Origin of the sequence: Paenarthrobacter sp. NPDC057981, from assembly GCF_042886835.1 — a bacterium.
In the GTDB taxonomy this organism is placed as follows: domain Bacteria; phylum Actinomycetota; class Actinomycetes; order Actinomycetales; family Micrococcaceae; genus Arthrobacter.
The window spans coordinates 1-21591 of the sequence record NZ_JBHVQI010000031.1 but is presented as its reverse complement, the minus strand read 5'-3'; the positions used below and the strand labels follow the sequence as shown (position 1 = coordinate 21591).

Genomic DNA, 21591 nt, shown 5'->3' with positions numbered 1-21591 from the left:
GGCATGGACATCATCCTGGTACCTGGCTTCTGGTTGGACGCTTCATCATGGGAGGAGGTAACGCCGGCCCTGGAGAAGGCGGGTCACACGGTCCACCCGCTGACGCTCCCCGGACTTGAATCACGGGAGAGCCCGCGCGCGGGAATCGGCCTCCGGACGCATATCGACGCCGTCATTGAAAAGGTGGACTCACTGGAGGGCAAAGTGGTCCTGGTGGGCCACTCCGGCGGCGGGGCCATCATCCACGGCGCGCTTGATTCGCGGCCCGATCGGGTCGCCCATGCGATCTACGTTGACAGCGGGCCGCTGGGCGAGGGCGGCGTCATCAACGACGAGCTGCCCGACGACGGCGATGACATCCCGTTGCCGCCGTGGGAAGGATTCGAGGATGCCGACCTCGTGGACCTGACGGAGGAGCTTCGGGAAGAGTTCCGCGCCCGCGCCATCCCGGAGCCCAAAGGGGTCGCCTACGACCAGCAGCATATCCACGACGTCCGGCGCTACGACGTCCCGGCCACGGTCATCGCCTGCGAGTTCCCGTCATCGATGCTCAACCAGATGATGGACGCCGGCCACCCCTTTACCGAGGAACTGGCACGCATCAAGGACGTGGAGCTCGTGGATCTGCCCACGGGACACTGGCCGCAATTCACCAAACCGGCCGAATTGGGCGAGGCGATCCTCAAGGCAGTCGACCGTACAGCGTAGGGTGCGGTCCGGCGTCGAGCGTTAATGCCCGACGCCGGAGCGCACCACGCGTGGTCGGCCTACGTCACGCCTTTGGCGGCGTGTTGGTTGCGGGGCCTTCGGGGGCAGCCCCGCCTTCGCTGGTCCAATCGGTGCCCGTGGTGTCGTCATGGGCGGGATCGGACACGACATCGCCCTTTACGGTGGGCACCGTCGCAGGACGGTCATCCCCGTTCTTGGAATCCTGCCCGTTCTTCGAATCCAGGATGCCCGGAAGCGCGGCCTCGGCCTTTTCCAGGAGTTTCTTCCCTGCGGCAAACAGATTGTCGAGGATGTCAGGAACGGATTCCTGCACCGCATCTGCAGCCTGATGGACATTTTCCTTAACCTCAGGATTCTTCAGGACCTTTTCAGTACCACCGCGGATCCGGCGGTAAACCTCCGGCCAGGACTTCGACCCCCACACGTAGCCAACAGCCACGCCAACGGCGAACAATGCTTTCCCTTTCACGCCACCCACTCCTTCCGAGGTGTTTGCTATCGACCCTAATCCCGCGCGCCGGGCCCTGTCACGAGGACCTTCAGGCCCGCCAGCAGCATGTATCCGATAATAGTCAGGTTACTTGCTACTCGCTTTGGGAACAGCTAGCGTTGCAGATGTAGTACCGGACCGACACCCAATCGGCAGGATGTCCATCGACAAGAAAGCAGGAACAAAAATGGGTTTCTTTGGTTTCCTTCTGCTCGGTCTTTTGGCCGGAGCTATCGCAAAACTTATCCTTCCCGGCCGTCAGGGTGGCGGCTGGTTCGTCACCCTGATCCTGGGCGTCGTCGGCGCCCTTCTGGGCGGGTGGCTTGGCGGCTTGATCTTCCACACAGGCCTGCAGGAATTCTTCTCGCTGACAACCTGGCTGCTCGCCATCGGCGGCTCGATCATCGTGCTGCTGATCTACGGCCTGATCACCAACCGCAGGGCTACCCATGGCTGATCACCAGAACCGCGACGCCAACGGCGAAGAACTTGACGGTCAATACACCGAGGGAGATTACGGAGACGCAGGAGTGTCGCCGGAAACCCTGAAGGACGATGCCGGTGGGGACTACACCGAGGGTGACTACGCCGAGAAGACGGCCCCTTCGGCGGATGCCGAACTCGACGACAAGAACACCGAGGACACGCCGCCGGACCGCCCCTTCTCCTCCGAACCGGACGAGGAAGCATCAGGCTCAAGCCGCCCGTAGTCCGCAGAGTTCGTTGTACAAACTGAATCACCAAAGGAACCCGGAGAACTGCTGATGCAGTCTCCGGGTTCTTGCGGTACGGGGCCCTACGGCGACCGGACCAACGCCAACAGCGGATAGATTTCCTCAAGTGGCAGCACATTCTGCCGGTACTCGCGCGTCAACACCCTGAGCACCGTTTCCGCAGCTTCCGCATTTTCCGTGCCAATGGCTTCGGCCGCATAGATCACTTTGATGTTGTGGGCGAACGCGTCAGCAGCAGTCTGCGCGATGCAGTTGTGGGCTGAGATTCCGGCCAGGACCACGGTATCCACTCCCCAATTCCCCAGGCGCATAGCCAGGTCCGTGCCGAAGAACGCGCTGTCGCGGGTTTTGACCAGCCTGGGAAAGTCCGCGGTGAGCAGCCCGTGTACAAATCCGGCCTGCTCACTGCCCCTGAAGATGAAGCCTTGATCGTCCTCGAGCATGTTCAGGCTCCAAGTGGACCTGTCCCGCTCGTGCACCGTGCCCACCAGCATGACCTTGGCACCAGCATCCACGGCGGCACTGGTCAGGGAATTGCAGGCGGCGACGATTTCGTCACGGCGTGAGGCCAGGGACGGGTCCTCAAAGTAGGCATTCTGCATGTCAATGACCAGGACCGCGATCATTTCAGAGCCCCTTGCCACCCGTAACGGGCAGCACTGCTCCGGAGATGTAGGAGCCCTCGTCGGACGCGAGCAGAACATAGGCGGGAGCCAGTTCCGCGGGTTGACCGGCCCGGCCCAAGGGCGTGTCCTGCCCGAAGGAAGGCAACTTGTCAGGCCATTCGGTGGCGGGAATCAACGGAGTCCAGATGGGTCCCGGCGCCACAGCATTAACGCGGATTCCCTTGGGCCCAAGCTCCTGGGCCATGGCCTTTGTGAAAGCCACCTGCGCGGCTTTGGTCATGGCATAGTCCACCAACTGGGCCGAGGGGTTGAACGCCTGGATGGAGGCCGTGACGATGATGGAAGCGCCGGGGCGGAGATGGGGAATGGCGGCCTGGGCTGTCCAGATGAGCGAGTAAAGATTGGTCTTGAAAACGCGGTCGAACTCTTCGGTCGGGATGGTTTCCAGGCCTTCCCGGTTCTTTTGGTAAGCCGCATTCAGCACCACGATGTTCAGGCCACCGAGTTCCTGCACGGTACGTTCCACGATGTCCGCGGCGAAGCCTTCATCCCGCGCATCACCGGGCAACAGGAGAACCCGCGCCCCGCACTCACGGATCCATTCCGCCGTCGACTGTGCGTCTTCCTCCTCCTCCGGCAAATAGCTGATGGCTACATTGGCGCCCTCGCGGGCGTATGCGATGGCCACGGCGGCACCGATGCCCGAATCGCCGCCGGTAATCAGTGCCGTCTTCCCCTGCAGCCGGCCGTGGCCTACATAGCTTTTCTCGCCGTGATCCGGTTGCGGATCGAGGGGTTTGGTGAGACCGGGCTGCTGCTGCTCCTGCTGGGGGAATTCCGCCGCGTAGTATCCCTTGCGCGGGTCCGAGGGCGCGGAGGCCAGCTGGTGCCCGCCCGGTTGTGGCTTGTCGTTCGGTTGCGGATCGTCATGTGTCATGGTTCTGCCCCTTCAGATGGCCTGCACGGTTCGTTTGCCTTGTACCCAGCAGCCCGGGCGCCCAAACGACAACCGGGCGAAGCAGCGTCAGGTCCGAAGGGACTTGGCTTTGACCATCAGGAAGAGTCCGTAGGCAATCAGCCCTACGGCGACGGCGGCCAACAGGTACGGTCCATACGGTTGTTCCCGCAAAGCTTTCAAGCTCCCATCGAGGCCGGTTGATTGCTGCGGCTGGGCACGCACGGCGGCGATAACCACCAGCAGGCCAACCAGGAACAGGGCAATGCCCTTGGCGATGTAGCCCACCATGCCCACGCCGACTTGAAACTTCCGGACCGCTTCCTCCGAGGACAAGGAGATGTCACGCTTGAAGGTCTGCCGGAAGCCGCGTACGGCAAAGAAAATGCCCGTAATGGCGACCCCCACACCGATGGCGACGAGCAGGAATACCCCCAAAGGAGCACTCATGAGGGTGGCCGTAAAGTCGGTGCTGGACTCCCGGCTGTTCTTTCCCTTGCCCATGATGAACGAGACAATGGTGGCCGCAAGGGCCGCGAACACGAGGGCCTGACCCGCGGCCGAAAGCCTCTTGGTGAGCTTTTTGCTCGCGGTCCGCTCCCCCATGATCGCGTTCCCCAGTTGCCACAACGCCAGCGCCGCGCAGGCGCCAAAGCAGGCCCACAGAAGCAAAGGTCCAACGGGTTGGCTGGCAAGGGAGGCCACCGCCCCCGACACATCGGCTTCGCCACCGCGCCCGAAGGCCAGTTGAAGCGCGATAATCCCGATGAGCACATGCAGCAGGCCGCTGACGGCGTACCCGGCACGCGCAATGATCTCGAAAGTACGTGAGTTTGAGGCTTCCTCGGCCACGTCAGCGGCCTTCCTCATCTCCTCTTTGATGACAAGCCTCCTTAGTTCCGGTGGACACCATCGTCCCACCGGAGTAACGCGAAAGCCACGACCTTTAACGACGCCGGACAGGCACCTGGGTGCCTGTCCGAAGCAGTCGGAAGGGGCCTAGAACCCGACGACGGATTGGGGCCAAATACTCCGGAGTCCCCCGGCCAAGGGGTTGAACGGCTCGCGCACCGCCACACCCGCACGGGCCTGGCCCGGCACGTCCTCCGGGTGGTTTGCCGCCTCCGGGGAGCGCGTGTCCGCAGCGCTGGCGCCGTTGGCCTGGGCGGTGATGTGAGCAGTCATTTCGGTCGCCTTCCTGAAAGTTCCCATCAGCTCCAATGGCTGATGTTTCAACCATCGGGCAGGGCCCTCAAGAACGACGCCGGGTCATCTCAAGATTGGCTCAAGGTTCCGGGACCCGCTTTCAGAGCAACTTTTCCATAGCCGCGAAGCTCATCCCGGAAGCAATCGCGAGATCCGGGAGTCCCGCTCCTGCTTCCACCGCGCTCCGCATCGCCTGGGCCAGGGACTCTTCAGCTTCATCCATTTCCCACTGAAGGCTTTCCACGCGGGCCGCCGCCGTCCACACGACATCCAATAGGCCCGTCCGCTTCGTCGGAGTGGAGGGCGGGACTTCCTTTGCAATGTCCGGCAGAGCCCCGATGTTAGTCCCAGCCATAGCTACTGCAGTCACTTTTGTGCCCTTCCCTGGAGGTGTAACTCGACAAACTAGTTATATGGCAAACTAACTAAGCAAGCCAGCGTGTCAGCAAGAAAGTGACTCACATCACATAATTTCCAGCGTGAGGAATCAGCCGGCCAGCACGTCTTATTCATGACGGCGCACAGGAAGCGCCGCAAGCAAACGGACAGGAGCCATCGCCATGACGATCCAAACGCACACCCCAGCAGACGTACCGGCCAAGAACAAGCAGAACGCCGCCGTCGCGGACGCACCCATCCGGGACAAGGGCAAGGACGGCCGCGGTGCGACCACCGTCGCCGACGGCGTCGTCGCCAAGATCGCCGGCATCGCCATCCAGGAGATCCCGGGAGTGCATGCCTTGGGCGGCGGAGCGGCCCGCGCCATCGGCAACCTGCGGGAAAAAGTTGGACAGAAGGACCTCACCCAAGGGGTGAACGTAGAGGTAGGCCAGACCCAGGTAGCCGTTGACGTGACCCTGGTTGTCGAATATCCGCACCCGCTCCAGGAAGTGGCAGACAACGCCCGCGACGCCGTGTACACCGCCATCGAGGACCTCGTCGGCATGGAAGTGACCGAGGTGAACGTGACCATTACCGACATCCACGTTCCGTCAGAGGACTCCGAAGCCGATGACGCCGACCGCGAACCGAGGGTCTCATGAGCCCCACCATCGCAGGGCTGGCCATAGGAGCGGTGCTCGCCCTGGCCGGACTGGCCTTCGGATTCTGGGGCCTGCTGCTGACAGCGCTCTTCATGGGAGTCGGCGCGGTGTTGGGCCGTTCCGCCGAAGGAAAGCTTGACCTTCGCGGGGTGCTTGATGCCCTGCGGGGCAAGCGCTCCTCCTCATGAGCAGCGCGGGTGCCACGGAGCGTTTCCCGGACACGGCGGACCGGATAGGACACAACCGGCTCACCCACGCGGCGATCCGGAAAACCGTGGAAACAGTCACCGCCCAGGCGTTCCACGTTGCTACGGGCGACGTTTCAGCAACGGTGGAGGATGACGCGGGAAAGCTTGGCGTCAAGGTTTCCATCCGGCTGACCCTCCCGCCGCTGCTGAAGCAGTCCCCGACACCGCGGAAGCCGCAGCCCGGTCCGGACACAGTCTTCGGACAAGCCCGTGCCGCCCGGCAGGAAATCGTGGCCCGAGGCACGGCCATCACCGGCTTGGCCATAGGCCTGGTAGACATCCGCCTCACCGGGGGAAAGCCCGAGCGACCCAAGGAAAGGAGCGTCGAATGAGCAAGGATGCCGCCATCCGCCGTTTGGTCCGGCGCGAAACGCACTCCTCAAGGGCGGTCCCCTCCATCGTGGTCGCGTCCCTCCTGATGGCCGTTTTCCTCTGGCTGGCACTGGAATCCGTGCTGTGGCTGCTCAGAGACCAGGCCCTGCTCGCCAGCCCGGCGCAGATGTTCCGCTGGTTGATCGAGCTTCCGGCCAACACAACGCCGTCAGGCATGGTGGCATCAGGCGCAGGGCTGGGAATCCTGGCACTGGTGCTGTTCGGCCTGGCCTTCGGGAGAGGGCGACGGCCACGCCGCGCGATCGGAAGCCAGCGCGCCGCCGTCGTGGTGGATGACGAGGTGATTGCGGCAGCGGTGTCCCGCAAGGTCCGGCGCGCAACGGGCCTCGCCCCCGGGCTGGTGACCACCACCGTCGGTGGACGTTCCGTCCGCGTCCAGGTGCGTCCGACGTCGGGCGAACCGCTTGAGGCGGCAGACATCCAGGAAACGGTCGACGGCGAACTGGCAGCCTACGCGCTGGATCGGCCAGTGCGGTCGAGCGTCAGCATTCTGAACGAAGGAGCTGTGGGCCAATGAGAAAGGCGGGGCAATGAGGAACACGAATCGGGCGCTCAACCGCATCCTGCTCACCATCCTGGGGATCGTCCTGCTGGGAGCCGGCGCCGCACTGATCGCGGCCGGGACCCTGCCAGGGGTTGCAGAGTTCTGGACAACCACAGGATCGACTGCACGGGATGGACTCCGCAATCTGGTTGGCACGGCACCCTTGCCGGACCCTGTCCGGAGCTGGTGGTTGGTGTTGGGAATCGCCGTTCTGCTGGTCGGCGCCATCCTGGGCGCGGCCTGGATCGCTTCCCAAGGAGGCGGCAAAACACCTCGCTTTGCGGAGGATTCGGAAGGCAGTGCGGGCCGAACCGTGGTGGATACCGGACTGGTCTCGGCGGCCGTCAGGGAAGCCCTCAGTGGTCACCCTGACGTGCTGGCCACCTCTGTCTCGGCGTGGGAATCCCGGCGCGGCACGGCTCTGCGGCTCCGCTTGGAGGCCCGCAAAGGGACATGCCCCAGGGAGCTCGGCGACACGGCGGCCCAGTTGCTCCAGGAACTGGACACCTGGCTGGGCCATCCAGTACCCGCCCTGGTCCGAATAAACAGCGGTCCCAGAACCCGGATGTCAGGATCGCGCCGGGCCCGGTAAATAGGCGTCACCAAGTCCCTGGCCCTCCGGGATCACATGCCCGACTCACAACACTGGAAAGGCGGAAACGTGACTGGTTCACCCGCGGCCTCCGCCGCAGCACAGCAACACCTGGACGTGGTGCCGGACGCGTTGCTGGCCGGCAGGGCAGCAGATGGTGACACTGCCGCTTTCGAAGCCCTCGCCCGGCGCCACGGGCCCTTGATGCGGGCAACGGCCCGACGGTTGATGGGCACGCTGGCGGACGCGGACGACGTCGTCCAGGAGAGCCTGGTGCAGGCATGGAATCAATTGGACACTGTGCGGGACCCCGCTGCAGTGAAAAGCTGGTTGCTTCGCATCGTTGGCACGCGCAGCATTGACCACCTCCGAAAACGGCGCAACCATGCCGCCTTGGACGAGCTGGAGAACCACGCCGGGGCTCCTTCAGCTCCACGGACCCCGGATCCGGAAAGCACCGCGGTCAACGCCTCCAGGATCGACGCGTTGAAATCGGCGCTCCAACGGCTTCCCGAGGAGCAGCGCCGCTGTTGGGTACTCAAGGAATTCAACGACCTGAGCTACGAGGAGATTGCACTGACCTTGAACATCAGCCCTGACAGCGTCCGCGGCCGTCTTGCCAGAGCACGGATTGCCTTGGCGCGCACCATGGAGGAGTGGCGATGAAAACCCCTGGCGATGCCTTGGAATGCGGGCACAGCCTCGCGGAACTGAGCGCCTATTTGGACACGGGAGACATTGCCGATCCCGCACATCTGGACGCCTGCCCCGAGTGCCAGGCCGGCCTGGCTTCTTTGCGCAGGCTCTCCGAACTGGGCCACGAACTATTGGCCTCTGACGTGGCCGACGCCGGCTCGGGCAACGATGACTGGATGCAGAACATCCTGGACAACCTTCAGTTGGAGTTGCGTCCTGGCCGCAGCATCCCGCTTCGTTCGGCGGACCCGCACGATGCCCTCTGGGAGACCGAGGGCTCCGTGTCAGCGTTGATCCGCTCAGTGGTCGACTCCATGCCCGGAACAGCTGCCGGTAAGTGCCGCCTGACAGGCGACATCACGACGCCGGGAGCCGGGATCGACGTCGACGTGGAGATCGCGGTGGTCTACGGATACTCCATGGAAGAGCATGCAGCGACCCTGCGGAATGAACTGGCGGAGGTGCTGGCGGCACAGACTGAACTCACCATCCAAGCCATCAATATCACGGTCACCGATGTGCTGGAGCCTCCTGCCCCGGCCCTCACAGCGATCAAGGAGGACCAGTCATGACGGAACACGTGGAGACCGACTCCCCCGCCCTCGCCGACGAACTCCTTGGCGTCGTCCAGGCCGTTGACGGGGTCACGACCGTCTACCCTGCCCAGCCGTTGTGGCAGTCGATCGCCGGGGCGGCGGTTGCGGCGGTGACCGGAGAAGCACAGCCCCTTATCGGTCTTTCCGGGAATGGTGACGACGTGGCGGTCCGGGTCCGTATCGGCGTCGGAATCCTTCGCCCCGCCCCGGAAGTGGCCCGGGAAGTAGCCGCCGCAGTCCGCGGGCACCTGGGAAACGCGAGCGCCGTCGTCGAAATTCTGGTGGTGAAGATCGGTCAGTAGGTAAACCGGCAGCGCTGACCTCCCGGTAGTATCGGCAGGGAATTCACAAGACGCTTGGGGGTTGGTTCAATGACGGAAATTCAGGGACAGCTGTCTTTCACTACGGACGTCGGCCGGGACAGGGAGCTCCAGGAATACGGCCTTGATCCTGCCTTCGACTCGACGCTCCTTCCCAACGACGCCGTCTTGAGCGCCCTGCAAAACCTCGTACGGCTGGCCACCGAGCTGTGTGGCGCCCCGTTTGGCGTGGTCAACATCATCAGCTCCAAGTACCAGCACCAGATCGGGGCCTGGGGCGTGGAACCCGGGGTCTGCTCCCGTGAGGATTCGATGTGCGCCAAGGTCTTCCTTACCCGTGAGCGCACCGTGGTGCCTGATGCTTCCCGGGATCCGCGCTTTGCCGATAACCCATTTGTGACCGGCGAAATCGGCAACGTCCGGTTCTATGCCTCTGTGCCCCTGCAAACGAAATCGGGATTCGTGCCGGGAACCCTGTGTGTCTTTTCGGACCAGAGCAAGGAGCTGAGCCAGGAGCAGGTAGGCATGCTCGAAGTCCTGGCCAAGCAGGTGGTTGAGCTCCTGGAACTTCAGCACCGCACCGCCCAGCTGGACCGCACTTACTCAGAACTCAGGGCCAGCAACGCCAAGCTTGCCGGATTCGCGGGCCGCGTCAGCCACGACCTCCGCATCCCCTTGACCACCATCCTGGGGTACGTGGAGCTGGTGGAGGACGACCCCGATATCGAGCCAAACAGTCCTGCCGCACGGTATCTGGATCGCATTGGCGCCAGCGGACGGCGCATGCTGGGGATGCTGGAAGACGTCCTCAGTTACTCCCGTGTTGGCGGCGGCATCCAGCCGGCACGGGTCACTCTTCGTGAGGTCACCGAAGAGGTGGTCCGCGACCTCGGAATAGAGAACGAGGGCATCGTGGATGTCCGTGACATCACCGTCCACGCTGACCCTGGGCAAATGAGGACGCTCCTGCAGAATCTCATTTCCAACGCCATGAACTACCGGAGCCCGGAGCGGGCACTCAGGGTCAGCGTCAGCGGTATTTCGAACTACCATGGCGCAACGGTGTACGTAGCGGACAACGGCAAGGGCATCAAACCCGAAGACCGCGAGAAGGTCCTGGAGCCCTTGCTTCGGCTGCGCCGCGATGGGGACGGCCCAGGCACCGGCCTCGGGCTGGCCACCTGCAGCAGTATCGCCAAAGCCCATGGCGGGGACCTCAGCATTTCCGAGACCGCTGGCGGCGGCACCACTATCGCGGTGAGCTTTCCCGCCGGAACGTAGCGGCCCGGCCGAGACTACTTACCGCCCTTCTCCGGCTTCTTGTCGTTCTTGCCATCGCTCTTTGTCTTGGCGATGTCCGGGCCCTTCATATCGGACGGTGGCCGGACCGGCTGTTTCTGGGCGGGTACGTTCTGGACCGGCACGTTCTGGACGGGGATGTTCTGCACAACCTGCGCGGGCGTCGGCGCCTCAGGAAGGTCAACTGCCTCCGCCGGCACGGCCCCGGCCGGGGAGGAAACTGCCGGCGTCGGGAGGACCGGAGTGGCAGGCTGCGGATCGGCCTGGGATACCCCGTTATTGGGAGCATGCGAAGGATCGCTCGTACTTCCGGCCGATGAAAGCCCCTGGGTAAGGGCCAGCAGGGCAAGCGGGATAGCTACGGCCGCAGCCGCAACCCCACGCGCCGTCTTGGGCCGGCGTTTGCTGAAGTCGCGGATGCCGGTCAGAGTTGCCGTTTTCCTGGTCCGCGGCCGGATTGGCACAGGCCGGGCAGCACGGCCGCGGGCGCTGGGTGTCCGGGCCGTCGTCGCACTCAGCGGAGTCCGCTGCGGGACGGGAGGAAGTATCGCGGTCCTGCGCCCGGACTGGACGCCTTCCTCCGAAAGCGCCTGCTCCACCTCCTGGGCTGCAGGGCGCTTTTCCGGATCCATGTCCGTCATGGCCTCCAGGAGGGTGCGCAGCGGCGCAGGCAGTTCACACGGTACCTGCGGCGCCCTGTGCAGACGGGCCGAAGCTGTTTCTACGGGCGTCCCCGGGTACTCCGCATGGCCCGTCAGGCATTCCAGGAGCACCAGGCCCAGCGAGTAGATGTCGCTCTTGGGCGTCAGGTGCAAGCCCTGCGCCTGCTCAGGGCTGAGGTACTGGGCGGTGCCCACGGTGAATCCCGTAGCCGTCAGGCGGTTGTCGTTCATCACCAGCGCGACCCCGAAGTCTGCCAGCTTGACCGACTGCGCCAGCCCGTCGGCGTCGGATACCAAAATGTTGGCCGGTTTGATGTCACGGTGGATGACGCCATGATCATGCACCTGCGCCAGCGCTCCGGCGATCCTGATCCCGATGCGGGCGGTTTCGGGAACGGTAAGCGGCCCGTCGGACAGTACGGCACGCAGATCCCGCCCCTCGGCGAGCTCCATCACCAGGTAGGCACGTTCCTCGTCGTTGCGCGTATCGACGCCCGCGTCGAAGGCTGCCACAAGACCCGGGTGGTCGAAAGCGGCGAGGAGCCTCATTTCGTTCTCCTGCCGTGCACGGAAGGAATCGTCGCCCGAGCCGGGCAGGAAGATCTTGACTGCAACCTCTCGGCCGAGGACCAGGTCCGTCGCCCTGTAGACAGCAGACATGGCACCCCTGCCCAGGAGCGGTCCCAGCTCGTAGCGGCCATCAAGTGCGCCGCTGCCATCCGCGCCGTTCACGGAATCGGGGGCGCCCGCGCCCCCGGTTTTGTCGTTGTAGCCCACGATTGTCACGTCCTTTGGGACTACCTGGCGCGTCACGGACCCAAACACTATCCGTCGGTACCAAGTAATGCCGTCAATAACATTTCACGTTGCCGCTTGACCGATTGCTTCAGCCCCGGCGGCTTGAGCAAGTCAGCTCAAACAGCATCATCCGGTGTCACCAGATAAGTCATCAGGATACTGATTAAATCACACGAAGGACAATGGGCAGTTCACGTTACGTGACGCAGGAAACTGCGGCCGGCCGGACTGCAAGGCACAATGGAAGGCATGACCCTTACGACTTTCGCCCTCGTCCGCCATGGCCAGACCGATTGGAACGCGGAGCGCCGGTTGCAGGGGTCCACCGATATTCCCTTGAACGACGTCGGTCGTGGCCAGGCGCGCGACGCCGTCGCCTTCCTGTCGGGTCAGCAATGGGACACCGTGGTTGCGTCGCCGCTCAGCCGCGCAGCCGAAACGGCAGAAATCATCGCCGAAGGGCTGGGGCTCACCGTGGCACGGCTCGTCCCGAACCTAACGGAGCGCAGCTTCGGGCCGGCAGAAGGATTGCAGGCGGGGGCAGAGCTGGAAGCGTTGCGCATCCCCGGCGGCTTCCGTGGCGGCGAGAGCGATGACGACGCTGCGGCGCGGGGGATCGCCGCGCTGGAGGAACTGGCGCAGGAGTTCGCCGGCAAGCGTGTGCTGGTGGTGGCGCACGGCACCCTGATCCGGCTGACCCTTAGCCGTGCAATTGGCCGCACCCTGGACAGTGTCCAGAACGCGGTGCTGAACCTTGCCCACCACCACCCGACTGACGGTTGGCAGCTGGAGTATTTCAACGGCGAGCGCATCACCGCGGACGTTCAGGCCTGAACTGGCTTTCCCTGCGCGAGTCTCCTGACTTCCTCCAGCAAACCGGACACCCATTCGTCCATGGCCCCGCTGAGATGGCGACCTACGAAGGTTCCGGCTCCGGGGATGTCGAAGACCGCGACAGCCTGGTTCCCGCCTTGCCCGGGACCGGCGAAAATAGTGACCTTGCCACGGTGGATCCCCGCGATGTCGAAGCAAAGCTCCGTCCTGGACTGCAGGGACGACGCCCAGGCCGCGATCGATTCAGGTGTGTAGGTATGGATGGCCGCTACTCCCTCGAACGCCGGCTGACATGACGACGGTTAAGTAGCGGAATAGCCCTGATCGTGACGCGGAAGAGCTACCGGGCTTGGAGTCGCTGCTTCAGTTGCTCGGTGTAGTCCGTGTAGGCGGCGGCAATTTCCTCAAGGTCCACAGTCTGAGGGAAGTCGATGACTGGCTGGTGCTCGGCCAGGTACGCGGTGGTTTCTTCCACGATGAGCTGCTCGTCGTAGCCTTCAAGCCCGGCTTCGGCCAGAAACTCCGGATTCGTGTGGACCAGTGATTCCCCGGACTGCCCTTCCGATGCCCATCGCACCAGGTACTCGTTCTGATTCACCAATTCGATGTCGAATGTCTGCTCCATGGAAGCAGCCTACGCTGTCGGGCGGCCGGGCCCGAACCTCGCCTGAGGCAAGAAACGCACGACGGCGATGACCCGCCGTCGTGCGCTTCCAGCGTCTGTTGCGGCGGCTAGATTTCCGGGCGCCGCTCCACGACGGTGTGGGGATCGCCGCGCCGTTCGACTACTGTGCGGCGGGTCCTGTTGGACATGGCAATCGAAACGATGAGGCCGATGATGCCGACCGCGATCAGGATGTAGCCAACCAGGACCTGGTCAAGGAAGGGGATGATGCCCGGGGCGAGCGCGAAAGCCAGAATAGCTCCGATGGCGATCAGGGCAATGGAAGAACCGATTCTCATAGCGTGCTCCTCATGTTTGTCCGGCGCATGGTCAGGGGCCGCGCCGGTGCGTATCATCAGGATACTTACGATTCACCTCGCCCGCCAGCCGCCGAGCAGCCGGAATTAATGGCCGCACCCCTCGGCGCCAGCGACGGGACCGCCCCCGTGTCAGTGGCCGTACCGCTCGGCCACCCGGCCGATGGCGTCCTCAGGCGTGGGCGCCGGACCGAACACCTGCTCCTGCCGGGAAGTGTCCGCAACGTACTTCCCCGTCTCGAACCACGCCACCATGCTGGCCATATCCGACACCAGGGGAAGGACCTTGGCGGTCGCCTTGCCGAGCCCTGTAATTGCGCCAGTGGGCACGGACATGACTTTGACCGGCTTGCCGGCCCGCCTGCCCGCGAGCTCCGCGGCTTCCTGCATGCTCACCGGCCGCGTCCATCCGATGTCGATGCGCTCACCGTCAACGACGTCGGCATCGACGGCGGCCGCCAGGTAGCCAGCGAGGTCGCTCGCCAAAACGAATGTCAGCCTGGCCTCCTTGGAGCCAAGCCACACAAAGCGGCCCTTCGCGAAGGGATCGCCACCCATCCCCACGGCCTGGTCGAAGAAGGCACCCGGCCGCAGCGCGACGAACGGAACCCCGAGCTCCTCGAACTTGTCTTCAGCCAGCTTTTTATTCCAAAAGTGCGGGATCTGGGGTGTCTGGTCGCACGTGAGGATACTGATCAGCACAAATCGTGGGACGGCGGCATACTTGGCTGCGACGGCCAGGTTGCTGTTTCCGTAGCTGTCGATGAGCTTGGCGTTCTTGTCATTCCTTGTGTAGCCGGCCGCGGTCGAGATCGCTCCGGAAACACCCGTCATGGCCGTGATCAGCGAGGCCGTGTCCAACATGTCTCCGCGGGCAATTTCCACGCCTTTGGCCTCAAGCTTGGCGACTTTCGATCCAGGCCGTACCAGCGCCCGGACCTTCTTGCCGCGTTTCAGGAGTTCATCCACCACTTGGCCGCCCAGGAATCCGGTAGCGCCAACAACAAGGACAGGCAGATCTTCGGCCACAACATCTCCTCGGGTTTGTTCCTACGTCAGTGGTAGCACGCACCCGGAAACGAGACCAGACCCAAGCCGCCAAGGCGAGTGCCGCCGTCGAGCCTCTCCCGCAGCTGCCAGCGACGCAGACTAGGATCTGTCCCATGGCGAGGATCGAGGACTACGCAATCATCGGGGATTTGAACACTGCGGCCCTGGTAGGACAAAGCGGGTCCATTGACTGGATGTGCCTCCCACGGTTCGACTCGCCCGCCTGCTTCGCGGCGTTGCTGGACAAGCCGGAGGCGGGACGGTGGCTTCTGGCGCCTTCCGGGACTCCCGACGGCGGCACCTGCACCCGCCGCCAGTACCGGGGAGACACCCTCATCCTCGAGACGGTGTGGGAAGTGGCCGGCGGCTCGGTGAAGGTAATCGACTTCATGCCGGTACGCGACGACGCTGTGGACCTGGTGCGGATCGTCGAAGGTGTGTCCGGCGAGGTGGACATGCACATGGAACTGGTCCTGCGGTTCGACTACGGCAGCGTTATTCCCTGGGTGCGGCACAGCAAGCACGGCATCAGCGCGGTGGCAGGGCCAGATTCAGCCTACGTAACTACCCATGCCCCGCTTGTTGGGCGGGACAACCGGACCTACAGCGACTTCACGGTCCGCGCCGGAGACAAGGTTCCCTTTGTCCTTCGGTGGGCTCCGAGCCACGAACGCGAGCCCCGCCGCATCGACCCGCTGCGGGCGCTCAATGCGACTGAGTCGTATTGGCTGGAGTGGATCGGCCGGAGCAAGATCGTGGGCAAGTACAAGGAGCCGGTGGAAAGATCCCTCATCACCCTCAAAGCTCTCACATACGAACCCACGGGCGGCATAGTGGCCGCCGCCACCACGTCCCTGCCCGAGCAGATCGGCGGACCACGGAACTGGGATTACCGGTTCTGCTGGCTGCGGGATGCGACACTGACGCTGCAGTCGCTTCTCGCCGCCGGATACACGGAAGAGGCCTCCGCTTGGCGGGATTGGCTGCTCCGCGCCATCGCGGGCGCCCCGTCCCAACTCCAGATCGTTTACGGACTCGACGGCGCCCGGAGGCTTCCGGAGGCGAGCATCCCGTGGCTTGCCGGTTATGAAGGGTCCATGCCCGTACGCACGGGGAATGCGGCCGCTCCGCAGCTTCAGCTGGACGTCTGGGGTGAAGTCCTGGATGGCCTCTCGCTGACCCGGGCCGCCTCCCCTGACGGCACGGTGGACAATTCCTGGGACATCCAGGTGGCCTTGATGGAATACCTTGAAGGGGCCTGGAACCAGCCGGACAACGGGTTATGGGAAATGCGCGGACCGCGGCGCCACTTCACGCATTCCAAGGTCATGGCCTGGGTAGCGGCAGACCGCATGGTCAAAGCCGTACGGACCTCAGGCCTGCCTGGCCCGCATGACCGATGGGCGGCGCTTCGCAGCGAAATCCATAACGACGTCATGACCAAGGGCTTCGACGAGGACCTCAACAGCTTCGTTCAGTCCTACGGCAGCAAGGAACTGGACGCGAGCCTGCTGCTGGTGCCCCGCGTGGGCTTCCTGCCGCACCGGCATCCGCGCGTTGCCGGGACTGTGGAGGCTATTCAAAAGGGACTCACGGAGGACGGATTGGTTCTCAGGTACCGGACCCAATCCGGACACGACGGCCTGCCCGGGAACGAGGGGGTATTCCTGGCGTGTTCGTTCTGGCTGGTGGATGCGCTGCTGGGTATCGGCCGAAGCGATGAAGCCAGAGAACTCTTCGAGCGGCTCCTAAGCCTGCGCAATGACGTGGGCCTTCTCAGCGAAGAATGGGATCCCCGCGCACGGAGGCAGCTCGGAAACACTCCCCAGGCGTTCAGTCATTTCCCGCTGATCCACAGCGCCTTGCAGCTGCACCACGGGGAGGCCCACAAGAGCGACACCCCGTTCGGCAACGGTGGACACTCCGGCGCATCTACCCTTCGGAATGATCCACGCCTTCAGTAGTTTCACCCTTATGGCGGGCTTCTTCAAGGTGGATATCCAGCTTCCGTTCCGCTTCGCGCCGGCGCTGCCCGACGGTCCGAAGTTGCTGCGTTGTTGGCGCGCCCGCGTCCTCTGCCGCAATCCCTGCCGGCTCGGAGGGCTGGTGTTTCTCTTGTTCGCCCATATGAAAATCGTCCCATCGTCGCCGCTTTTGCGATAGCGGGAGTTGCTTCGCTGACTGCGGTTCCTGCACCCGCCGGTGGGTTGACGTCGGTGGGTTGACGTCCGACGGCGACCTGCCGCCGTCGGGTATCGCCCGGGCGTGTGGCGGTCGCCGGGTCCCGGCTTCGTTCCAGTCGCTGGTTCGGGAAAGCTTCAACCCGTCAGCTTTGAGGAACACCAATGCCATAAGCATGCTTACTGTTTTCTTCGCAAGTCTTTTTGGGAAATTCCCAACTATGGCTGAAGGACATCCCGACCGCCTTCCGAGCCGTTTCCCAGGATTCTTGGAGCTTAGGCCGTTGAACGTACAGGAGGCTTGGGTGGACGACCCACGCCGGGTAGCGTGAGCCGCAGACGAGTAGCCCCGCGCGAACGAATCCAAGGAGCTGGCCCATGAGCAGAGCCCACCGCACGTCCCACCACGAGCCGGACACCGCCGTCGAACTCAATCCCTTGTTCAGCAGGCCCGGAGAATCCACCATCTTTCCCCGCTTCACCCTGCCCGAAGGCGAATCCCTGCCGGCTACCGCCTACCAGGTCGTCCACGACGAAGCGATGCTGGACGGCAATTCCCGCCTGAACCTGGCAACGTTCGTGGGGACGTGGATGGAAACCGAAGCGTCCACCCTGTACGCGGAAACGTTCGACAAGAACATGATCGACAAGGACGAATACCCCCAGACTGCACTCATCGAAACGCGGTGCTGGCGGATGCTCGCCGACCTGTGGAACGCGCCGGATCCTTCGAAAAGCATCGGCACGTCCACTATCGGATCCTCGGAAGCATGCATGCTGGGTGGCCTGGCTTTGAAGCGCCGCTGGCAGCACTCCCGCCGCGCAGCAGGCAAGCCAACGGACAAACCCAATCTCGTGCTCAGCTCCGCAGTCCAGGTTTGCTGGGAAAAGTTCTGCAATTACTGGGAAGTCGAACCGCGCTTTGTCCCGGTCACCAGCGAACATCCCACGCTGGACGGCCATGACCTGGACCAGTACGTCGACGAGAACACGATCGGCGTCGTCGCCATTCTGGGCGTCACCTACACAGGGCTCTACGAGCCTGTAAAGCTCATCTCGGAAGCGCTGGACGAAATCCAGGCCCGCCGCGGCCTGGACATCCCCATTCACATCGACGGCGCGTCGGGTGCGATGGTGGCACCGTTCCTCCAACCCGAATTGCTATGGGATTTCAGACTGCCCCGCGTAGGATCGATCAACACCTCCGGCCACAAGTACGGCTTGGTGTATCCGGGCCTGGGCTGGGTGGTCTGGCGCGACTCGGACGCCCTTCCGGAGGATCTGATCTTCCACGTCAGCTACTTGGGCGGCGACATGCCCACCTTTGCCCTAAACTTTTCCAGGCCCGGCGCACAGGTGCTCCTGCAGTACTACCTGTTCCTGCGGCTGGGCTTTGCCGGGTATAGATCCGTCCAGGCTACGTCCCGCGATGTGGCGCTCTACCTCTCAAGCGAGATCGGAGCCATGGACGCTTTCACCCTATGGAGCGACGGTTCGGACATCCCCGTGTTCGCCTGGCAGCTCACCGAGGGTTACACAGAGAACTGGAACCTCCACCACCTTTCCGAACGCCTGCGCATGAACGGATGGTTGGTGCCGGCCTACCCCTTGCCCGATGGATTGAGTGAGGTAACAGTCCAGAGAATTGTTGTCCGGAACGGTTTCACCCGCGACCTCGCCTCCAGCTTCCTGGCCGACCTCACCAAAGCAGTGGACTACCTGGACAGCCTCACCTCGCCCATGCCCACGGACAGGCAGCCCGAGGGCTTCCACCACTGATTCACGTCTGACTCTTGCGACAGGAGGCCGCAATGTGCCGACTCTTCGGGCTGCATGCCGGCGCCCACCCAGTCCGCGCCACGTTCTGGCTGCTGAACGCGCCGGACAGCCTCTCGATGCAGAGCCGTAAGGAACCTGACGGCGCAGGAATAGGGACCTTCGATGCGGCAGGTAACCCCCATGTGGCCAAACAACCGCTGGCAGCATGGGAGGACCACGCCTTCGCCCGCGAAGCCCGCGACCTTAAAAGCACCACCTTCCTGGCACACGTGCGGTACGCCAGTACCGGCGCCCTCACCCTCGTCAACACTCACCCTTTCGAGCAAGACGGCCGGATCTTCGCCCACAACGGGGTGCTCCGGGGGCTGGAAAAGCTAGATGCCCGCCTGGTTGAGCTCGGCGCGATGGACCTGGTGCAGGGCCAATCGGACAGCGAGCGTCTTTTCGCCCTGATCACTGCGGAGACCCGAGGCGCGGACGGGGATGTGCGCGCGGGGATCCTGGGCGCCGTCAGGTGGATCGCCAGGGAACTGCCGGTGTTCAGTCTCAATTTCATCCTGACGACGGCCACCGACATGTGGGCGCTCAGGTACCCGGCGACGCACGAATTGTTCATGCTGGAACGGCATCCGGCCGAACCCAGCCCGCTCGACGCACGAAGTGAGCGCATCCGCTCCCGCAGCACCGAACTCTCCCGGTCCGCGCATGTCCTCTTCGCCACCGAACCAATGGACCACAATCCGGGCTGGCGGCCCCTGGCGTCCGGCGAATTGGTGCATGTCGGACCGGATCTGGAGGTCACTTCCAGCGTCGCTTTCCCCGATCCCCCGGCCCACCTCCTCACTCTCGATGACCTGGAACCAGCAGCGGCAGCTTCGCAGGCACCGTAAATCCCGCCACCTCAGGCGAGCAACGCACCTCAGCCGGGCAACGCCCCTCAGCCGAGTACCGCACGACGGCGACCTGGCGCCTCTGGCGGGACCGGCGTCGTGCGGTTGGGGACGGCGCCGTGCGGTGGGGTGCCGCCGTGCGGTGGGGGCCGTCGTCGTAGACATGCCGTTCACGGGGGTCCTGCGTCCCTCAGGCTTGCCGCCCGCCGACGACCGCATTGATGGCTTCCGCGGCCGTCGGAGCAACCAGATCCGGGGCGGCAAGGTCCAGGGAGCCAGTGTCCCCGGCCCAGGTTTTGCCTCGCGAGACCCAGGCCGTTTTCAGTCCCGCCCGTCGGCCGCCCGCGATGTCTGCGGTTGGGTGGTCGCCAACCATCCACCCGGCTACTCCGGTTGCGCCGGTTGCGCCGGTTGCGCCGAGACTGGCGGTGGCAATTCGGAAGATTTCGCGGTCTGGTTTCTTCACCCCCACGGCCTCGGAAATAATGACGGCATCCACAGAGGCTTCGAGACCGAGCCGACGGATCTTGAGCGTTTGCTGCTTTGTCGCGCCGTTGGTAACGATGCCTATTTTCCAGCCCGCTTCACGGGCATTTCCCAGAGCGGATGTGACGCTTTGGTCCAGGGTCATCAGGGACACGTGGTCAAACAGCAACATACGCCTGATTTCCCCGGTATCCGGTGCCGCCTCGAATCGCTGCCCGATGGCACGGGCAAGGGAATCCCGGGACTCGTAGCCGTCTTGATCCGCGTCGATGAGCCACGCTGCGTCAGCCGCGGATCCCCCCAATGTCCCGATGAACGAGCGTGCCCAAGCATTGAAGGCCGCGGCCCTGTCGACCAAGGTGTTGTCGAGGTCCACAAGCAGCAGCATGGCTCAAGAATACGCACGCCAGGTGGCGGGTGCGGCGAAAGCGGCCGTTGTCCACATAAGGTGGTTTGTCCACATACGGGGGTTGTGGGCTTATGGGGTTTCTGCGGGGGTGACAGGCTTGATTCATGGATGGGACGGGGCAGCTTGTTGCACCCGGGACGGTGTTTCCCGGTCGCGGAGAAGCGCCCTTCGTGGGGCTTGATGAAGCTATGAGGGCCTCCCCTGTGCTGAGCCCGCCCACCGATGGCTCCGCGGACTCCCTGCCAGCGGATCTTCCAGACGGTGCCCGCATCCTGCCCCGGATTAGTGACAGGGACACTCCAGGCTTAACCGCAGCGTCCGACCGCGTCCTGGAGGTGGACTCGGTCCTGGATGATGCGGTGGAGGTGTTGGCGAGTTTGCGGGGTGCTGCTGTGGCAGATGCCCGGTTGTTGGGGTTCGTGGAGGCTGCGGATTTCGCGGGCAGGGTCGAGGACCTGGCCCGGACGCTCGAGTACGTCCAGATCATCGCGGCCCAAGCCGTGGAACGGACCCGGAACCAAGCACAGGCGCAGCATTCACCGGCCCGGACCCGGCAGGCACGCGCGTCAGGAGCAACGTCGGCTACGGCAGTGTCAGCAACAACCGGCACCGAGTGGCTGACGGGCTGGACCGAAGCAGCCTCGAGCGCGGTATCGGATCAGGATGACACCGCCAATCCGGACACCACCGGCACAACTGGAGGTTCCAGTGCTGCGGGCGCGGATGGAGCTACTGTCGGTCCGGGCGGTGCGGGTTCGGGCGATGCGGGCGCCGGGAGTGTGCTTGATGATGGGTACCGGAACCCGGCAGAGTTCCTGCGGGCCCGGCTACGGATCGGGATCGGTGAAGCCCGACGCCGCCTCGCCCTCGCCGCGGATGCCCTGCCCGGGGAGGGAATGACCGGGCAACAGGTCCCGGCACGGCGCGAACACCTCGCCCAAGCCCTCGCTCAGACTCAGGTACCCTCCCGGTCCGCCACGATCATCGCCACCGCCCTGGACAAGATCCAGCACCTGACCGACGCGGACACCCTTACCCGGATGGAACAGGC

29 protein-coding genes and 1 pseudogene are annotated in these 21591 nt (G+C 64.0%); 18 read left to right on the top strand and 12 right to left on the bottom strand.

The features are described 5' to 3' along the window. Nucleotides 1-3 precede the first annotated feature (3 nt). Entirely contained in the window at nucleotides 4-708 is a 705-nt protein-coding gene (locus ACFVSI_RS19830; RefSeq protein ID WP_387827508.1) for an alpha/beta fold hydrolase, read from the top strand. A 64-nt stretch (nucleotides 709-772) separates the two neighbouring features. Here ACFVSI_RS19830 and ACFVSI_RS19825 read toward each other — a convergent pair whose 3' ends face one another. After that, nucleotides 773-1198, bottom strand: a complete 426-nt coding sequence (locus ACFVSI_RS19825) for a hypothetical protein (protein ID WP_387827505.1) — start codon at nucleotides 1196-1198, stop codon at nucleotides 773-775. A gap of 208 nt (nucleotides 1199-1406) precedes the next feature. Between ACFVSI_RS19825 and ACFVSI_RS19820 the strand changes: the two genes are divergently transcribed. After that, nucleotides 1407-1676: a GlsB/YeaQ/YmgE family stress response membrane protein gene (locus tag ACFVSI_RS19820; RefSeq protein ID WP_144662066.1), complete on the top strand. Its 270-nt coding sequence runs from the start codon at nucleotides 1407-1409 to the stop codon at nucleotides 1674-1676. Further along, entirely contained in the window at nucleotides 1669-1929 is a 261-nt protein-coding gene (locus tag ACFVSI_RS19815) for a hypothetical protein (RefSeq protein WP_387827502.1), read from the top strand. Before ACFVSI_RS19820 ends, ACFVSI_RS19815 begins: the two co-directional genes overlap by 8 nt. 86 nt (nucleotides 1930-2015) lie before the next feature. Here ACFVSI_RS19815 and ACFVSI_RS19810 read toward each other — a convergent pair whose 3' ends face one another. The 5 genes from ACFVSI_RS19810 to ACFVSI_RS19790 all read right to left on the bottom strand — a co-directional run bounded on the left by ACFVSI_RS19810 (nucleotide 2016) and on the right by ACFVSI_RS19790 (nucleotide 5110). Further along, nucleotides 2016-2579 carry a cysteine hydrolase family protein gene (locus ACFVSI_RS19810; RefSeq protein WP_387827499.1) on the bottom strand — a complete coding sequence of 188 codons (564 nt, stop codon included), beginning with the start codon at nucleotides 2577-2579 and terminating at the stop codon, nucleotides 2016-2018. A gap of 1 nt (nucleotide 2580) precedes the next feature. Beyond that, nucleotides 2581-3516 carry an SDR family oxidoreductase gene (locus ACFVSI_RS19805; protein ID WP_387827496.1) on the bottom strand — a complete coding sequence of 312 codons (936 nt, stop codon included), beginning with the start codon at nucleotides 3514-3516 and terminating at the stop codon, nucleotides 2581-2583. An 87-nt stretch (nucleotides 3517-3603) separates the two neighbouring features. Further along, nucleotides 3604-4404: a DUF1206 domain-containing protein gene (locus ACFVSI_RS19800; RefSeq protein WP_387827493.1), complete on the bottom strand. Its 801-nt coding sequence runs from the start codon at nucleotides 4402-4404 to the stop codon at nucleotides 3604-3606. Between the two features lie 129 nt (nucleotides 4405-4533). Then, nucleotides 4534-4719, bottom strand: a complete 186-nt coding sequence (locus ACFVSI_RS19795; protein ID WP_387827491.1) for a hypothetical protein — start codon at nucleotides 4717-4719, stop codon at nucleotides 4534-4536. 121 nt (nucleotides 4720-4840) lie between these two features. Further along, a complete protein-coding gene (locus ACFVSI_RS19790) occupies nucleotides 4841-5110 on the bottom strand; it encodes a hypothetical protein (RefSeq protein ID WP_387827489.1) in 270 nt (89 codons plus the stop codon). Nucleotides 5111-5300: 190 nt separating this feature from the next. Here ACFVSI_RS19790 and ACFVSI_RS19785 point away from each other — a divergent pair, with 190 nt between their 5' ends. From ACFVSI_RS19785 to ACFVSI_RS19745, 9 genes are all read left to right on the top strand, one after another. Beyond that, nucleotides 5301-5783: an Asp23/Gls24 family envelope stress response protein gene (locus ACFVSI_RS19785; RefSeq protein ID WP_387827486.1), complete on the top strand. Its 483-nt coding sequence runs from the start codon at nucleotides 5301-5303 to the stop codon at nucleotides 5781-5783. Further along, the gene (locus ACFVSI_RS19780) at nucleotides 5780-5971 is read left to right on the top strand and encodes a DUF2273 domain-containing protein (protein WP_018779796.1); all 192 of its coding nucleotides are present in this window, start codon (nucleotides 5780-5782) and stop codon (nucleotides 5969-5971) included. Before ACFVSI_RS19785 ends, ACFVSI_RS19780 begins: the two co-directional genes overlap by 4 nt. Next, nucleotides 5968-6363, top strand: coding sequence for a hypothetical protein (locus ACFVSI_RS19775; protein WP_387827483.1), 396 nt, complete (start codon nucleotides 5968-5970; stop codon nucleotides 6361-6363). The genes ACFVSI_RS19780 and ACFVSI_RS19775 overlap by 4 nt, the downstream gene beginning before the upstream one ends. Continuing rightward, complete coding sequence (locus tag ACFVSI_RS19770; protein ID WP_387827481.1) at nucleotides 6360-6941, top strand: hypothetical protein; 582 nt, start codon at nucleotides 6360-6362, stop codon at nucleotides 6939-6941. Before ACFVSI_RS19775 ends, ACFVSI_RS19770 begins: the two co-directional genes overlap by 4 nt. 13 nt (nucleotides 6942-6954) lie before the next feature. Further along, nucleotides 6955-7560, top strand: a complete 606-nt coding sequence (locus ACFVSI_RS19765; protein ID WP_387827478.1) for a hypothetical protein — start codon at nucleotides 6955-6957, stop codon at nucleotides 7558-7560. Between the two features lie 69 nt (nucleotides 7561-7629). After that, nucleotides 7630-8226: an RNA polymerase sigma factor gene (locus ACFVSI_RS19760; protein WP_387827475.1), complete on the top strand. Its 597-nt coding sequence runs from the start codon at nucleotides 7630-7632 to the stop codon at nucleotides 8224-8226. Then, complete coding sequence (locus ACFVSI_RS19755) at nucleotides 8223-8828, top strand: Asp23/Gls24 family envelope stress response protein (protein WP_387827472.1); 606 nt, start codon at nucleotides 8223-8225, stop codon at nucleotides 8826-8828. Before ACFVSI_RS19760 ends, ACFVSI_RS19755 begins: the two co-directional genes overlap by 4 nt. Next, nucleotides 8825-9154, top strand: a complete 330-nt coding sequence (locus ACFVSI_RS19750) for a hypothetical protein (RefSeq protein ID WP_387827469.1) — start codon at nucleotides 8825-8827, stop codon at nucleotides 9152-9154. Before ACFVSI_RS19755 ends, ACFVSI_RS19750 begins: the two co-directional genes overlap by 4 nt. Before the next feature lie 69 nt (nucleotides 9155-9223). Next, complete coding sequence (locus ACFVSI_RS19745; RefSeq protein ID WP_387827466.1) at nucleotides 9224-10453, top strand: ATP-binding protein; 1230 nt, start codon at nucleotides 9224-9226, stop codon at nucleotides 10451-10453. Between the two features lie 14 nt (nucleotides 10454-10467). Here the strand turns inward: ACFVSI_RS19745 and ACFVSI_RS19740 are convergent, their stop codons facing one another. Next, a complete protein-coding gene (locus ACFVSI_RS19740) occupies nucleotides 10468-11946 on the bottom strand; it encodes a protein kinase (RefSeq protein ID WP_387827463.1) in 1479 nt (492 codons plus the stop codon). Between the two features lie 225 nt (nucleotides 11947-12171). Between ACFVSI_RS19740 and ACFVSI_RS19735 the strand changes: the two genes are divergently transcribed. Both ACFVSI_RS19735 and ACFVSI_RS19730 read left to right on the top strand, forming a co-directional pair. Then, a complete protein-coding gene (locus tag ACFVSI_RS19735; RefSeq protein WP_387827460.1) occupies nucleotides 12172-12765 on the top strand; it encodes a histidine phosphatase family protein in 594 nt (197 codons plus the stop codon). A gap of 74 nt (nucleotides 12766-12839) precedes the next feature. After that, the gene (locus tag ACFVSI_RS19730; RefSeq protein ID WP_387827457.1) at nucleotides 12840-13061 is read left to right on the top strand and encodes a hypothetical protein; all 222 of its coding nucleotides are present in this window, start codon (nucleotides 12840-12842) and stop codon (nucleotides 13059-13061) included. Between the two features lie 44 nt (nucleotides 13062-13105). Here ACFVSI_RS19730 and ACFVSI_RS19725 read toward each other — a convergent pair whose 3' ends face one another. From ACFVSI_RS19725 to ACFVSI_RS19715, 3 genes are all read right to left on the bottom strand, one after another. After that, nucleotides 13106-13390, bottom strand: a complete 285-nt coding sequence (locus ACFVSI_RS19725; protein ID WP_387827455.1) for a hypothetical protein — start codon at nucleotides 13388-13390, stop codon at nucleotides 13106-13108. 107 nt (nucleotides 13391-13497) lie between these two features. Beyond that, a complete protein-coding gene (locus tag ACFVSI_RS19720; protein ID WP_144662048.1) occupies nucleotides 13498-13728 on the bottom strand; it encodes a DUF6458 family protein in 231 nt (76 codons plus the stop codon). 150 nt (nucleotides 13729-13878) lie between these two features. Next, nucleotides 13879-14775 (bottom strand): SDR family oxidoreductase, encoded by an 897-nt coding sequence (locus ACFVSI_RS19715; protein ID WP_387827451.1) that lies wholly within the window; start codon nucleotides 14773-14775, stop codon nucleotides 13879-13881. A 134-nt stretch (nucleotides 14776-14909) separates the two neighbouring features. On the opposite strand from ACFVSI_RS19715, the gene ACFVSI_RS19710 reads away from it, so the two are divergent. Beyond that, nucleotides 14910-16760, top strand: a complete 1851-nt coding sequence (locus ACFVSI_RS19710; protein ID WP_387827448.1) for a glycoside hydrolase family 15 protein — start codon at nucleotides 14910-14912, stop codon at nucleotides 16758-16760. Here ACFVSI_RS19710 and ACFVSI_RS19705 read toward each other — a convergent pair. Beyond that, complete coding sequence (locus tag ACFVSI_RS19705; protein WP_387827445.1) at nucleotides 16729-17154, bottom strand: hypothetical protein; 426 nt, start codon at nucleotides 17152-17154, stop codon at nucleotides 16729-16731. The genes ACFVSI_RS19710 and ACFVSI_RS19705 overlap by 32 nt on opposite strands. A gap of 200 nt (nucleotides 17155-17354) precedes the next feature. Here ACFVSI_RS19705 and ACFVSI_RS19700 point away from each other — a divergent pair, with 200 nt between their 5' ends. Together ACFVSI_RS19700 and ACFVSI_RS19695 are read left to right on the top strand one after the other, a co-directional pair. Next, on the top strand, nucleotides 17355-18755 hold the full coding sequence (locus tag ACFVSI_RS19700) for a glutamate decarboxylase (RefSeq protein ID WP_387827442.1): 1401 nt from the start codon (nucleotides 17355-17357) through the stop codon (nucleotides 18753-18755). A 32-nt stretch (nucleotides 18756-18787) separates the two neighbouring features. Continuing rightward, nucleotides 18788-19645 carry a class II glutamine amidotransferase gene (locus ACFVSI_RS19695; RefSeq protein WP_387827439.1) on the top strand — a complete coding sequence of 286 codons (858 nt, stop codon included), beginning with the start codon at nucleotides 18788-18790 and terminating at the stop codon, nucleotides 19643-19645. A 190-nt stretch (nucleotides 19646-19835) separates the two neighbouring features. Here ACFVSI_RS19695 and ACFVSI_RS19690 read toward each other — a convergent pair whose 3' ends face one another. Continuing rightward, nucleotides 19836-20519: an HAD family hydrolase gene (locus ACFVSI_RS19690; protein WP_387827436.1), complete on the bottom strand. Its 684-nt coding sequence runs from the start codon at nucleotides 20517-20519 to the stop codon at nucleotides 19836-19838. A 209-nt stretch (nucleotides 20520-20728) separates the two neighbouring features. Between ACFVSI_RS19690 and ACFVSI_RS19685 the strand changes: the two are divergent. After that, nucleotides 20729-21591, top strand: a pseudogene (locus ACFVSI_RS19685) (hypothetical protein); the annotation flags it as partial.